The organism is Burkholderia sp. 28_3, from assembly GCF_003253915.1.
Taxonomy (GTDB): Bacteria; Pseudomonadota; Gammaproteobacteria; order Burkholderiales; family Burkholderiaceae; genus Burkholderia; species Burkholderia cenocepacia.
In genome coordinates this window covers 118,348-132,148 of sequence record NZ_QKZF01000011.1, presented here as the reverse complement: position 1 = coordinate 132,148, position 13,801 = coordinate 118,348, and the positions used below count along the sequence as shown (strand labels likewise).

Genomic DNA, 13,801 nt, shown 5'->3' with positions numbered 1-13,801 from the left:
CTCGCGAAACGGGAATGACGTGCGGGTATCGGGCATCGGATCGCTCCGGTCGACACCGGCCGCGGCGCGGCGGCCGGTCATTTCAGGTGAACGGTCGGCACGGCCGACAGGCCGAGACCGAGCGGCGGACGGGTCGGCAGCGGGCCGTCGAGCACGATCTTCACCGGCACGCGCTGCACGATCTTCACGAAGTTGCCGGTCGCGTTCTCGGTGGGGAACGCGGAGAAGCGCGAGCCGCTGCCGAGCTGGATGCTGTCGACGTGGCCGTGCAGGTCGAGATCGGGATACGCGTCGACCGACACGTCGACGCGGTCGCCGATGCGCATCCGTTCGAGCTGCGACTCCTTGAAATTCGCGGTGATCCACACGCGCGGCGTGACGATCGAGAAGATCGACGTGCCCGGTTGCAGGAACGAGCCCAGTTGCACGTTGCGCCGCGTGACCCAGCCGTCGGACGGCGCACGCATTTCGCAGTACGACAGGTTCAGGTTGGCCGTCTCGAGCTGCGCGCGCGCCTGCAGCACCTGCTGGCGGCGCTCCTCGACGGCCGTCTCGGCCTGCCGGATCTGCTGCGGCACGAGGCTCGCGGTGCGCGCCTGCGCCTGGGCCATCGCGACGTTCGCGTCGGCGGTCGCGCGCTGTGCGTCGGCCGCATCGATCGTCTGCTGCGAGGTTGCGCGCGCATCGACCGCGCGTTGCCGCGCCTGCGCGGCGAGCGCCTGCCGGTACGCGGCTTCCGCCGATTCGATCTGCGCGCGCGCCTGCCGGTACTGGGCCGGATACTGCACGCGTGCGATGTCGAGCTGCACGCGCGCCGCATCCAGCTGGGCCTGGGCGAGACCGAGCTGCGCCTGCGCCGCGTCGACCTGCGCGCGGTAGTCGCGCGGATCGATCTCGACGAGCACGTCGCCGCGCCGCACGAAGGTGTTGTCGTCGACCGCCAGCCGCGTCACGTAGCCGGACACGTGCGGCGCGACCGCGACCGCGTTGCCGTCGGTGTACGCATCGTCGGTGCTTTCCTGGTTGCGCGTCGCGAGCCACCAGACGAGGCCGCCGACGAGCAGCACGATCAGCACCGCGCCGAGGATGATCAGCGTTTTCTTGCCGGGTCGCTTGCGTTCGCCTTCGCCGTCGTTGCCGTCTCCGTCTCCGCCGGTGCGACCGCCGCGATCGTCGTGCGGATGGTCGTCGCCACCGCCGCCGCCCGGCGCGTCGGTCGGATGCTCGCCGTCGTTGCGGCCCGGCGCGGGGCCCGCGCCGCTGCCGCCACCGGACGGCCCATCGCCTGCGCGCGCGACCACGGTCGGCCAGCGCACGTGCAGCGGCGTCGACAGCGCGGCACCGGCCGCCGCCGACACGAACGCGTCTGGCGCGCCGGTGCCGCGCGGTCCGGGCGTCAGCGCGCGCCGGACCGCGACGCCAAATCGCTCACGAACGGACAACGGGCACAGGATCGCATCGGGCATGAACGGGACTCCGGGCGGCGGCCGCGGGCGTCATTGCCCGCACGGACCTCAAGCGCGCGATCAAGCAAACAGCGGGCCCGGCAACGTGGTTCGGCTTGGTTCCAGCCGACCGGCACGCCCGATGCGCGACGCGTACGTTTCGACGGCCCCGACAGGACTCGCGAACCATGACACGCTCGACCTCACTCGACACCGACACGCGCGACGAAGATCGCGGCAACAGCACGCCCGGCCCCGAAGGCAAACGCCCCGGCACGGCCACGCCGCCGCCGCGCAGCGCGCACGATCCCGCCGAAGGCAAGCCGGACGAGCCGGAAAACGGCACGCCGCAGGATCGCGCACCATCCCGCAAGCGCGAAGACGCGCGATAGCCGCGCATTGCGCCGCACCGCGCGCGCGGTCGGCCGCGACAGGCGGCGGCATAAATGACAAGCCGTTGAAAAATCGCGGACGCCCGCCGGCACGCAGCCCCGAAACGCTCACGCGCCGGCAGGCGCGGCGGCGAAGCAGGAATGCAGGTTGCTGTACGGGGTAATGGATCTTTCATTCACCCGTCGCCTGCCCTGCATGACGCTCCCCGACCCGTCCGATTTCCCTGTTCGCGCGGTGCCGCTGGCGCCGCTGGCGAAAGAACGCGCAACGATCGTCTGCCATCGCAACCAGCGCGTGCTGCTGGTTGCCCGACGGCCGTCGTCGCGCTGGACGCTGCCGGGCGGCGTGATTCGGCGCGGCGAATCGGCGCTCGACGCCGCGCATCGCGAGCTTCGGGAGGAAACGGGGCTCGTCGATCTCGAACTCGCGTATTTCTTCTACGTGGACGGCAGCGTGAAACGCCATCACGTGTTCGTCGCGAGCCTGCCGCGCGGCGCGCACGCGTGCCCGGGCCGGGAAATCGCGCTGTGCCGCTGGGTCGGCATCGACGCGGTGCCGCACTGGCCGGCGAGCGCGCCGACGCAGCGCATCATCCGCCAGTTCGCGGACCTGTGCGCCGCGTGCGGCCTGTCACCGGCGCCGGTCAAGCGTCTTTCGTCGCCTCGTTGAGCCCGGCGACCGGCGGCTGCGCATCACGCGCGAGCCCTTGCGCGAAGACTTTCAGTCCTTCGAGCAGCGGCGTCAACGCCTCCCACAGCGCCTCGTCGTGCAGCAGCCGGTAGACGCCGCGCACGCCGGGCGCGACCTGCTCATGCTGCGCCGGCTGCCAGGCGCCCACGTGATGCAGCGCGTCGGCCGCCGCGAACGCGGCGCGACCGAACTGTTCCGGCGGAATGCGCGACAGCGCCGTCACGAGCATCGCGAGATTCTGCATGCCGCTCTGCATGCCGGGCTTGTCGAGCACGTCGACGAACGTGTCGGCCAGCCGCGCGTTCGCCGTGACGACCTCGTTCGCGAAACGCAGGAAGCCGTGTCGATGCAGGCTGCCGAGCAGGTGTTCGAGCGCGTCGTGCGCGCCGGGCTCCGGATGCGGAGGCGTCGTATCGGGGGGCTGGCGGTCGGTCATGGGCTTGCTCCGGTTGGGGCGCCAGGCTGCCGTCGTGCCGGCAGCCGTGCGTGCGCCGAATGCGTGTCGTAGTCGTTCACCGGCCCCCGCCGGTGCGGGCAGCCGCGGCCGCGTCAGTGCGAATGGCCGCCGGGCGGCGCCTTGTATTCGCTGCGCGCGCCCATCGCGTCCTCGACGTGATGCACGCCATGCAGCGCGGCGACGCCGTCGATCAGCGCCTGCCGTTCGGCCTCCTCGACCTGTCCGGTCAGGCACACGTTGCCGCGCTCGACGCTCACGTCGATGTCGCGCGGGCGACCGACGAGCCGGCCGAGCGCCGCACGCACGCGCTCGGCGACCTGCACGTCGCTCGCATCGCCCGCGAGCCAGTCCGCCCGCAGGCCGGCGATCGCGCCGCGCGCATGGTCGGCCGCCCGCTTCGCCTGCGTATTCGCATAATCGGCCACGCCGTGCCGGCCCGCAACCGCCTTGTCGCGCAGATACGCGCGCCGGCGCCGGCCGGACGACGGATCGAGGAAGTACATCGCGGCCGCGCCGCAGGCGACGGCCACCGCAAGATTCAACAGCGGATTCGAAGGGGTTCTGGAGTTCATGGAAGCACCGTAGGCAATACCCGGAACGACCGGGCTTCGTTTCGGGTTGCAGCACGTGCCGTTCCCCGCTGCGAGCGTCATGGGCACGCCGGTCTGCCGCGATGCGACGCCGGAAACGACAAGCGTTTGAAAAATCATCGGGCCGCGCATCGCGCGATCAAGCGATCAAGCGATCAGGATTCGGGCGGCGTATCGGCCGTTTCCGCGCGTGTGCCGCCCGGCTCGTCCTCGCCGCGCTCGGCCGCGCGCTGCGCCATTTCGACGTAGGTCTGCGCCAGCGCGCGCAATTCCTCCTCCGACGCATCCTCGATCCCGATCAGCCGGTCGCTCGCCGCGCGCGTGACCGCGAGCAATTCGTCGAGCTTCAGGTGCAGCGCCACGCTGTCGCGGTTCTGGTTGCGCTGCAGCAGGAACACCATCAGGAACGTGATGATCGTGGTGCCAGTATTGATCACCAACTGCCATGCGTCGGAGTAGTGAAACACGGGCCCGCTCACGAGCCACAGCACGGTGATGGCGACCGCGCTGCCGAACGCGACAGGCGAGCCGGCCCAGGTCGTCACGCCCGACGCGAAACGTTCGAACGCGCGGGTGACCGCGTGCCCGCTCGGCGCGGAACCGGCGCCGGGCTTGCACGCCGTGTCGCGACGGTCGCTCGGTGGTTCGTTGGGTTCGCGCATGACAGCCTCCGGATTCGATGGTTGGTTGGAATGTGCGCATGAACCGCGTCGCCGCCCGCCGCGAACCGGACGCATGCAGGGCCGCCCGGGGGCCGGTCCCGTGTGCGCGCCGTCGAAACAAGCATCGCGCGTGCCCGTGCGGCGGCGGCTTTACCGCGGCGCGTGCGTGTCCTCGTCGTCCGGGAAATAGCGCGTGTCGGTCAGCTGCGCGATGCCGTCGAGATCCGGAAAGATCGTCGCGACGCTCACGCCGACACCGGCGAGTTCCTGCCGGATCGTCGCGAACCGCGCGCCCGGCACGACGATGCGGACGAGGCGGCCGGCGAAATCCGCATGCTCGTCGAGCGGCACGAAGCGCTCGGCGCCGGTGTCGTAGCCGTGAATCGTGAACCAGCCGTCCTGCGCGGTGATCCGCGGCATCACGTGACGCGGCCGGAACACCTTGGTGCGCGTAACTTCCAGCGGGGCGCGCCGCTCGGCGGCGGTCGCGACGTCGTCGGCGTCGTGCGCGAGGCACCACACCACGCCGTCGCCGCCCGCTTCGCCCGCGCGCCTGACCGCGAACCACAGCGCGGCGAGCGCGTTGCCGGACCAGTCGAGCAGCCGTGTGCGCATCCCGTGCTGCTGCGCGAGCGCGAGCCAGTCGCACGCATCGAGGTTCTGTCCGGGTTCCAGGTGCGGCAGCGCGCGCCGCGTGAATTCGTCGAGCATCCGCGCTTCGACGTCGGGCGACGCGCGTTGTCGCGCGATGCCCGGCACGAGCGGCCAGCCGGCATTGCACTGGCCGCGAAAGAGGCGCAGCGCCATCGTCTGCCGCTGCGCGCCGATCACCGCCATGTAGTCGGCCACGCTGTCGATCGAGCGATCTGCCGCGTCACGTTCACCATCCATCACCCCTCCTGTCGCGGTTGCCGGTACGCGCCGCCGTCGCGTCGGTACGTGTCCGCTGTCGCCGCTGACCGGATGCGCAGCCGCCGGTACGGCCGACCGCGCATCCCGTCCCGCCCCGCGATTCACGGCGTCTTGCCGTGCTCCTTCTGCCAGCGTTCCATCAGCGCGATCTCGTCGCGCTGCGCGGCGACGATCCGGCTCGCGAGCTGCCGCAGCGTCGGGTCCTTGCCGTATTTCAGCTCGACCTGCGCCATGTCGATCGCGCCCTGGTGATGCGGCGCCATGTGCGAGACGAAATCGCGATCGGCGTCGCCCGTGTACGGGGCGCTTTCCATCGCTTCCATCATCTTGCGGTCGGCACGCTTGAATGCCTGCGTGGATGAATCCGGCACGCTGGCCGGATTGGCGGGGCGCAACTGCGCCGCCGCGGGCAGCGCCGACGCACACACGGCCAGCAGGATGCAGGCGGCACCGCGGCGCAGGGATGAACGGTTGAATGCAGACATGAGACGAATCCTCGCTAAGAGATTGAACGGTTCGCGTGCGGCTCTCCTCTCGTTCGCATGCATCGCGACGACGGAGGCCGCGCGGCACGCGTCACCGCCATCGCGCACGCGCATGCGCGTCGCCGCGCGCGACCAGCGCGCGGATGCGGTCGGCGGTGCGGCACGCGATCGCCTGGATCGTCAGCGACGGATTCACGCCGCCGACGGTCGGAAACACCGAGCCGTCGCACACCCACAGGTTCGGGATGTCCCAGCTGCGGCAATCGGCATCGACGACGCTCGTCGCCGGGTCGTCGCCCATCCGCACGGTGCCGGCGAGATGGCACGTGTCGTCCTCCTCGTGCCAGATGTCGCGCGCGCCGGCCGCTTCCAGCGAACGGCCCATCTGCGCGAGCGCATGGCGAATCATCCGGCGATCGTTGTCGTCGTACGAATAGGTGACGCGCGCGACCGGCAGCCCGAACGCGTCGCGTTCGTCGGCGAGCGTCACGCGGTTGTCCGCGCGCGGCAGCGTCTCGCCGACGATCTTCAGGCCGGCCTGGAAGTTGTAGCGCGCCATCTCGCGCTTCAGCGCATCGCCCCACAGCCCGCGCGCGGCGACCTTGCGCGCCCATTCGATCGGCAGCGGCCCCTGGCTCATCCAGCAGTAGCCGCCGAAGAAATCCTTGCCTTCGTCCGCGTAGTTCCAGTGCTCGGTGATCGACAGCGACGGCGGGCCCTTGTACCAGCGCACTTCGTCGTCCATCGTCCCCCACGACGCCTGGTTGAGCTGCGCCATCAGATAGCGGCCGACGAGGCCCGAACGGTTCGCGAGCCCCTGCGGATGCCGCCCGTTCGCGGACAGCAGCAGCAGGCGCGGCGTCTCGATCGCGTAACCGGCGACGACGACGTTGCGCGCGCGCTGGAAATGCGTGCGGCCATCGCGCCGGTAGTGCACGCCGGTCGCGCGATCGCCTGCGGCCTCGATCCGCAGCGCCATCGCGAGATCGCGCACCTCGGCGCCGGCCGCGACCGCGCGCGGAATCCACGTGACGAGCGCGCTCTGTTTCGCGTTGGTCGCGCAGCCGGCGATGCAGAAGCCGCGATACACGCACGGATGCGCGCGGCCGCGCGGCGCGGACAGCGTCGCGAGCGGCGTCGGCGTCCAGTCGATGCCCATTGCCTCCGCGCCACGTGCGAGCACGAGCGCGGCCGCGTTCAGTTCATGCGCGCGATACGGATAGCGCGGCCGCGGCGGGCCCCACGGGTAATTCACCGGCCCGCTGATCTTCAACGCCTGTTCGACCTCGCGGTAGTAACGCCACATCTCGCGCCAGTCGAGCGGCCAGTCGACGCCGTAGCCGAGCGCGCTGCGCGAGCGAAACCACTCGGGCCTGAATCGCAGCGACACCATCGCGAAGTGCACCGTGCTGCCGCCGATCGCCCGGCCGCTGTTGTTGGTGCCGAGCGTGAGCGGATCGGCGCCGTCGCAGATCCGCTCGTCGGTCCAGAACAGCTTGTGCTGATGCGTCTCGTCCGACGCGAATTCCTCGAGCGGCCGCCACCATGCACCCGCGTCGAGCGCGACAACCGAAAAGCCGTATTCGGCGAGCTTGCACGCGAGCGTGCCGCCGCCCGCGCCGGTGCCGACGATCACGAAGTCGACCTCATCGTCGTCGCGGAACATCCGCATCGGCGACCAGCCGCCGACCCGAAACGGATCGGGCGCACGGCCGTCGCGGCCGCGCGGCGTCGGGGCGGACAGCGGTTCATCGGCGGCCATCGCGATCGCCCTCCTCCATGCGCATGTCCGCTTCCCACGGGTCGCGGCGGTTGAAGTCCATCCGCACGTAGCCGCGCGGGCTCGCGGGTCCGCCGAAGCCGATCTCGTTCCACGCGAACGGATGGCCGTAGTACGCGCCGCAGACGTCCATCAGCACGCGCTTCGTGAAGAACGTGCGCGGGTCCATGCCGTCCCACGCCGGTTCCAGCTGCCGGTCGACGTCGCCTTGCTGTACCGCGTGCAGCAACGCATCGGCGTCGCGCGCGCCGAGCGCCGCGAACGGGCAACCATGCGCGTGCCGCGCCATCGCGTCGAGCGCGGCGAGACCCGTCTGCCACGCGACGCGCAGCGGCGGAAGGCGCGCATCGCGATAGCCGTCGCCGTCGTCGGCCGCGAGCCGCGCGTCGACCAAGGCGGCGGTCGGGATCGCGCCCGCGCCGCCCGGCTGCTGCGGGACGATGCGCGCGCACAACGCGCCGAGCGTCGCGAATCGTTCGGCATCCAGATAGCGTGGCGCATGGGCCGCGACACGCAGGCGCGCATCGATTGCGCGCCGCGTCGCATCGTTCCACGATGGCGTGTCGCGCTTGGCGAGCACGTCGTAGCCCGGATAGCGCGGCAGCGCGACCGCGTTGCGGTTCGTATCGCTCATGGCGCCTCCCGTTCGGCGAGCGCGGTCGCGGCGAGCCCCGCGATCGCGAGCGCGGTGAAGCTCGGCGGCGCCGGCAGCGGCGGGCCCGACAGCAGGTTCTGCGACCAGTTGCGCCAGCCGCCCATCTGCCGCGCGACGCCGCGCACATGAAACGCGACGCCGACGAGCCCGAGCACGGCCGTCGCGCGCAGCCAGCCGCGGCAGAACCGCCGGTCGGCGCGCGGACGCGACAGCGCGAGCTGCGCGGTCGCCAGTGCGGCCACCGGCGGCACGACGAGCGGCGCGAACATCGCGCGATGCTGGAAGGCGCCGCGAAAATGCAGCAGCCCGACTTCACCGAGCGTGCCGACGAGCCCCGCCGCGACGAGCCCGGCCAGCGCGCGCCCGGCCGGCAGTCCGGCGAGCCGCGGCGCGTCGGCCGGGCTCTCGCGCAGCCGCTCGCCCGCCGCCCCCAGCGCGCCCGACAGCAGCAGCGCGAACGGCGCACCGAGCGGCGCGCCATAGAACAGGTTGTGCCAGCTGAACCCGCCCGGTCGCTTCGTCACGTTGTACAGGTGGAACGCGGAACCGGCGACGCCGACCGCGGCCGCTGCGACGTGTACCGCGTCGCGCAGCCGGTGGCGCGCGGGCGTGTCGTCCGCGTGGCCGTGCACGCTCGCGATCACCGACAGCGTCGACATCGCGAGCGGCGCGAGCATCGCGCGATTGTGAAAGGTGCCGCGATAGTGCTCGACGCCGCTGTCCGCGAGCACCGAGCCGGCCAGCAGCAGCGCGCTGCGGTTCAGCAGCCGCGCGGCGTCGGCGAGCAACCTGTCGCGCTCGGCGGCGCGATGTCGGGGGTGTCGCATCGTTCCTCCTGGTCGGGATTCAAAGCGCGAGATCCAGCAGATCGGCGACGCGCAATTCGAGGCCGAGCCCGGCGCGCGTCGCGTCGATCTCGAGCGCGCCGTCGACGAGCCGCGGCGCGCCGTCGAACAGCATCCGCTCGATGCGCACGTGATCGTGGAACCACTCGACGTGGCGCAGGCGCGGCGCCGCGCATCCGATGTGCCGGTGCAGCGCGGGCGCGCAATGCGCGGACAGGTCGACGTGATGCGCATCGGCAAGCGCGGCGGCCGCGAGAAAGCCGCTGACGCCGCCGCAGCGCGTCGCGTCGGCCTGCAGCACGTCGACCGCGTGGCCTTCCAGCAAGCGCCGGAAATCGTCGGGCGTATACGCGTACTCGCCGGCGGCGATGTCGACCCGCGCGCCGACGTGCTCGCGCACGAACCGCAGCCCGTCGACGTCGTCGCTGCTGACGGGCTCCTCGAACCAGCGGATGTCGCAATCGGCGGCGGCCTGCGCGAACGCGAGCGCGGTGCGCGGCGCATACGCGCCGTTCGCATCGACGAACAGGTCGACGCCCGGCCCGAGCGCGTCGCGCGCCGCACGCACGCGCGACGGATCGCGCGCATCCTCCAAGCCGATCTTGATCTTGCACGCGCGTACGTGCCCGGCGCGCCAGCCGTCGAGCTGCGCGGCGAGCGTCGGCGCATCGTAAGTCGTGAAACCGCCGCTGCCGTACACCGGCACGCGCTCGCGCAAGCGGCCGAGCAGCAGCGCGAGCGGCACGTCGGCGAGTTTTGCCTTTGCGTCCCACAACGCGGCGTCGAGCGCCGAGATCGCGGTCGCCGCGATTCCGCCGCGGCCGACGTTGCGCACCGCGCGCCACAGCGCGTCGACGGCGGCCGGGAGGTCCACCACCGGCCGGTTGCGCAGCACGCCGGCCAGCAGCGACGTCACGAGCGGCACGGCGCTCGCGTCCGTGTACGTATAGCCGAGCCCCGTCACGGGCCCCGCGTCGATCTCGACGACGACGACCGTCGTCGCGGTCCATGCGTAGGTGCCGTCGGCTTCGGGCCGGTCGGTCGGCACGCGGTACGCGCGGGCGCGCACGTCGTCGATCGCCGGCGCGGCGGAAAGTGCCATCGTTGCGCTCCGGTCAGCTTGCGTGTTGCTTGCGGATGCGGCGTGCAACCGCTGTGCCCGGCTTCTGCGGCGCGGCACGTGCCTTGCGCGGCAGCCTCGCATCGGCTCATCCCGAACCAAGGAGAAACGGCATGGCGACAGTGGCGGATTTCATCGTCGAGCGGCTGTACGACTGGGGCGTGCGCCGCATCTACGGCTACCCGGGCGACGGCATCAACGGCTTTTTCGGCGCGCTGAACCGCGCGGACGGCAAGATCGAATTCATCCAGGCGCGCCACGAGGAGATGGCGGCCTTCATGGCGTCCGCGCATGCAAAATTTACAGGCGAGCTAGGCGTATGCGTCGCGACCTCGGGCCCCGGCGCCGCGCACCTCGTGACCGGCCTGTACGACGCGCGGCTCGACCACATGCCGGTGCTCGCGATCGTCGGCCAGCAGGCGCGCGCGGCGCTCGGCGGCCACTATCAGCAGGAAGTGGATCTACCGGCGCTTTACAAGGACGTTGCGGGTGCATTCGTTCAGCTGGCAACGGTGCCCGGCCAGGTGCGCCACCTCGTCGATCGCGCGGTGCGCACCGCGCTCGGCGCGCGCACGGTCACTGCGCTCGTGCTGCCGAACGACCTGCAGGAGCTCGACTACGCGCCGCCGAAGCGCGCGCACGGCACCGTGCATTCGGGGGTCGGCTACACGGCGCCGAAAGTCGTGCCGTATGCGGACGACCTGCGGCACGCGGCCGACGTGCTCAACGCGGGATCGAAAGTCGCGCTGCTGGTCGGCGCCGGTGCGCTGAAGGCGACCGACGAGGTCATCGCGGTGGCCGACCGGCTCGGCGCGGGCGCCGCGAAAGCGCTGCTCGGCAAGGCCGCGCTGCCGGACGACCTGCCGTGGGTCACCGGTTCGATCGGGCTGCTCGGCACCAAGCCGAGCTACGAGCTGATGACCGAATGCGACACGCTGCTGGTGGTCGGCTCGGGTTTTCCGTATTCGGAATTCCTGCCGAAGGAAGGCCAGGCGCGCGGCGTGCAGATCGACCTGAAGGCCGACATGCTGAGCCTGCGCTACCCGATGGAAGTCAACCTCGTCGGCGACAGCGCCGAGACGCTGCGCGCGTTGCTGCCGCTCTTGAACGAGCGTCGCGACACCGCATGGCGCGACCGGATCGCGAAATGGAACCACGACTGGCACGAGACGCTCGCCGCCCGCGCGGCCGCGAAAGCCAGCGCGGGGCGCGGCGTGAACCCGCAGCGCGCGTTTACCGAGCTGTCGCCGCGCCTGCCCGACGACGTGATCCTGACGAGCGATTCGGGCTCCTGCGCGAACTGGTATGCGCGCGACCTGATGATGCGGCGCGGGATGATGGGGTCGTTGTCCGGCGGGCTCGCGTCGATGGGCGCCGCGGTGCCGTACGCGATCGCCGCGAAATTCGCGCACCCGGTGCGCCCGGTGATCGCGATGGTCGGCGACGGCGCGATGCAGATGAACAACATGGCCGAACTGATCACGGTCGCCAAATACTGGCGCCAGTGGCCCGACCCGCGCTGGATCTGCATGGTGCTGAACAACGAGGACCTGAACCAGGTCACGTGGGAGCAGCGTGTGATGGAAGGCGACCCGAAGTTCGACGCGTCGCAGCAGATCCCGAACGTGCCGTACTACCGCTTCGCGACGCTGCTCGGCCTCAAGGGCATCTACGTCGACGATCCGGAACAGCTCGGCGCCGCATGGGACGAAGCGCTCGCGTCCGACCGGCCGGTCGTGCTCGAAGTGAAGAGCGACCCCGAGGTGCCGCCGCTGCCGCCGCACGTGACGCTGCAGCAGGCGAAGCATTTCGCCGAAACGCTGGTGAAAGGCGACGCGCGCGAAGCCAACGTGATCGTCGAGACCGCGCGGCAGGTGCTGTCGGCCGTGCTGCCCGGCAACGGCGAACACGGCGACAAGGCCGGCAAAGGCAGCAAGGGCGGGAAAGGCGAATCGTAGGCAACGCACGCGCGGACGGCGCGTCATCCTAGCCGATGTCGACGTCGTCCCGCCCGTCGCCCTGCAGCGCGAGCGCCGCATTCACGAGCCCGACCTGCGCGAGCGTGAACGGAAAATTCCCGCACAGGCGCCGCGTGTGCACGTCGTATTCCTCGGACAGCAGCCCGACGTCGTTGCGCAAGCCGAGCAGCCGCTCGAACAGCGCGTGCGCGTCGTCGTCGCGCCCCTGCATCCGGTACACCTGCACGAGCCAGAAGCCGGCCGCGAGAAACGCGCCTTCGTCGCCTTCGCAACCGTCCGCGAAACGCGGCGGCCGATAGCGGAACGGCAAGCCGTCGTCGACCAGTTCGCGCTCGATCGCGGCGACCGTCGCGACCACGCGCGGATCGGACGCGTCGAGCATCCCGGTCAGCGGAATCAGCAGCAGGCTCACGTCGATGCCGTCGCCGTCGAAGCGATCGACGAAGCGGCCCAACTGCGCGTGATAACCGTGCTCGAGCACCTCCGCGCGCACCGCGTCGGCCCAGCGCCGCCACACGTCGAGCGGTGCGTGGTGGCCGAATGCGCGCGCGGAACGGTACGCGCTTTCGACCGCGGCCCATACCATCACCTTCGACGACGTGAACGGATGCCGGCCGCTGCGCACCTCCCAGATCCCTTCGTCCGGCTCGCGCCAGATCGTCGCGAGATGTTCGAGCAGGCGCCGTTCGAGCGTCCACGCGTCGTCGTCGGGCGGCAGCCCGTGCCGGCGCGCCTGGTACAGCGCCCCGAGCACCTCGCCGTACACGTCGAGCTGCAACTGGTCGGCTGCCGCGTTGCCGAAGCGCACCGGTTGCGCGCCTTCGTAACCGGCCAGATGCGCGGCTTCCCACTCGGCCGCACGCCGGCCGCCGTCGGCCGCATACAGCACCTGCAGTTGCGACGGATGATCGGCGATCGCGCGCACGAGCCAGTCGCGCCAACGCGCGGCTTCGTCGCGATAGCCGCAGCGCACCAGCGCGCGCAGCGTAAAACTCGCATCGCGCAACCAGCAGAACCGGTAGTCCCAGTTGCGCTTGCCGCCGAAGCGCTCGGGCAACGAACTGGTCGGCGCCGCGACGATGCCGCCGGTGCGCAGGCTCGACAGCAGTTTCACCGTGATCAGTGCGCGCTCGATCGCGTCGCGATGCGGGCCCTCGGCGGCGTTGCAATCCGACCAGACGCGCCAGAACGCCTGCGTGTCGCGCAGCGACGCGTACGCGTCGGGCACGGCCGGCGCCGGGTCGAACGAACGCGCGTAACTGATGCAGAAATCCACCCGCTCGCCCGCCGCGATCCGTCGCGTGCCGACCAGCCGGTCGCTCTGCACGTCGAGCCGCGCATCCGTGTCGAGCCACATCGCATCGCCGCCCGTCATCATCCGCCAGCGCCGGCCGAAACGCCGGCACCACGGCAGCGCGCTGCCGTAGTCGAAGCGCACGCCGAGGTCGATATCGACGTCGACCGTCCCGCGCTCGCCCTTCACGCTGCGGATCAGGCATGGATCGGGCGCGTTCCAGCTCATCCAGTCGGTGAGCGTGATGCGGCCCGACGAGGTGTCGAACGTCGTTTCGAGTATCGCGGTGCCCGGCAGATAGCGACGCGTGGCGCGGGCATCGTGCTCGCGCGGCGCGATCCGGAACCGGCCGTTGTCCGGCGTACCGACCAGCGCGGCGAAGCACGGCGGCGAATCGAAGTCCGGCCAGCACAGCCAGTCGATGCTGCCGTCGCGCGCGACGAGCGCCGCGCTGCGTCCGTCGCCGACAAGCGCGTAACCCTCGATCCGCATCG

The 13,801-nt window shown here is 71.1% G+C and carries 14 protein-coding genes; 3 read left to right on the top strand and 11 right to left on the bottom strand.

Annotated features, from left to right (window positions below):
* Positions 1-77: 77 nt before the first annotated feature.
* Positions 78-1,466: an HlyD family secretion protein gene (locus DFS13_RS22725; protein WP_111442162.1), complete on the bottom strand. Its 1,389-nt coding sequence runs from the start codon at positions 1,464-1,466 to the stop codon at positions 78-80.
* Between the two features lie 167 nt (positions 1,467-1,633).
* Between DFS13_RS22725 and DFS13_RS22720 the strand changes: the two genes are divergently transcribed.
* A complete protein-coding gene (locus tag DFS13_RS22720) occupies positions 1,634-1,837 on the top strand; it encodes a hypothetical protein (RefSeq protein ID WP_006483461.1) in 204 nt (67 codons plus the stop codon).
* A gap of 196 nt (positions 1,838-2,033) precedes the next feature.
* Positions 2,034-2,507 (top strand): NUDIX hydrolase, encoded by a 474-nt coding sequence (locus DFS13_RS22715; RefSeq protein ID WP_062886059.1) that lies wholly within the window; start codon positions 2,034-2,036, stop codon positions 2,505-2,507.
* Here DFS13_RS22715 and DFS13_RS22710 read toward each other — a convergent pair.
* The 9 genes from DFS13_RS22710 to DFS13_RS22670 all read right to left on the bottom strand — a co-directional run bounded on the left by DFS13_RS22710 (position 2,482) and on the right by DFS13_RS22670 (position 10,016).
* The gene (locus DFS13_RS22710) at positions 2,482-2,964 is read right to left on the bottom strand and encodes a DUF1641 domain-containing protein (RefSeq protein ID WP_111442161.1); all 483 of its coding nucleotides are present in this window, start codon (positions 2,962-2,964) and stop codon (positions 2,482-2,484) included. The two genes, DFS13_RS22715 and DFS13_RS22710, sit on opposite strands and share 26 nt — an antisense overlap.
* A gap of 113 nt (positions 2,965-3,077) precedes the next feature.
* Positions 3,078-3,557, bottom strand: a complete 480-nt coding sequence (locus DFS13_RS22705; RefSeq protein WP_034204031.1) for a BON domain-containing protein — start codon at positions 3,555-3,557, stop codon at positions 3,078-3,080.
* A 173-nt stretch (positions 3,558-3,730) separates the two neighbouring features.
* Positions 3,731-4,237 carry a low affinity iron permease family protein gene (locus DFS13_RS22700; RefSeq protein WP_006483457.1) on the bottom strand — a complete coding sequence of 169 codons (507 nt, stop codon included), beginning with the start codon at positions 4,235-4,237 and terminating at the stop codon, positions 3,731-3,733.
* 150 nt (positions 4,238-4,387) lie between these two features.
* Positions 4,388-5,128 carry an FRG domain-containing protein gene (locus DFS13_RS22695; RefSeq protein ID WP_111442160.1) on the bottom strand — a complete coding sequence of 247 codons (741 nt, stop codon included), beginning with the start codon at positions 5,126-5,128 and terminating at the stop codon, positions 4,388-4,390.
* 122 nt (positions 5,129-5,250) lie between these two features.
* On the bottom strand, positions 5,251-5,634 hold the full coding sequence (locus DFS13_RS22690) for a DUF305 domain-containing protein (RefSeq protein WP_060214508.1): 384 nt from the start codon (positions 5,632-5,634) through the stop codon (positions 5,251-5,253).
* Positions 5,635-5,725: 91 nt separating this feature from the next.
* The gene (locus DFS13_RS22685; protein ID WP_084752633.1) at positions 5,726-7,396 is read right to left on the bottom strand and encodes a GMC family oxidoreductase; all 1,671 of its coding nucleotides are present in this window, start codon (positions 7,394-7,396) and stop codon (positions 5,726-5,728) included.
* Entirely contained in the window at positions 7,383-8,048 is a 666-nt protein-coding gene (locus DFS13_RS22680; RefSeq protein ID WP_006483455.1) for a gluconate 2-dehydrogenase subunit 3 family protein, read from the bottom strand. Before DFS13_RS22680 ends, DFS13_RS22685 begins: the two co-directional genes overlap by 14 nt.
* On the bottom strand, positions 8,045-8,896 hold the full coding sequence (locus DFS13_RS22675; protein ID WP_111442159.1) for a hypothetical protein: 852 nt from the start codon (positions 8,894-8,896) through the stop codon (positions 8,045-8,047). Before DFS13_RS22675 ends, DFS13_RS22680 begins: the two co-directional genes overlap by 4 nt.
* 19 nt (positions 8,897-8,915) lie before the next feature.
* Positions 8,916-10,016 carry an enolase C-terminal domain-like protein gene (locus tag DFS13_RS22670; protein WP_111442158.1) on the bottom strand — a complete coding sequence of 367 codons (1,101 nt, stop codon included), beginning with the start codon at positions 10,014-10,016 and terminating at the stop codon, positions 8,916-8,918.
* A gap of 131 nt (positions 10,017-10,147) precedes the next feature.
* Here DFS13_RS22670 and DFS13_RS22665 point away from each other — a divergent pair, with 131 nt between their 5' ends.
* Entirely contained in the window at positions 10,148-11,992 is a 1,845-nt protein-coding gene (locus tag DFS13_RS22665; protein WP_111442157.1) for a thiamine pyrophosphate-requiring protein, read from the top strand.
* 28 nt (positions 11,993-12,020) lie between these two features.
* Here DFS13_RS22665 and DFS13_RS22660 read toward each other — a convergent pair whose 3' ends face one another.
* Positions 12,021-13,799 carry a glycoside hydrolase family 15 protein gene (locus DFS13_RS22660; protein WP_111442190.1) on the bottom strand — a complete coding sequence of 593 codons (1,779 nt, stop codon included), beginning with the start codon at positions 13,797-13,799 and terminating at the stop codon, positions 12,021-12,023.
* Positions 13,800-13,801: the final 2 nt, after the last annotated feature.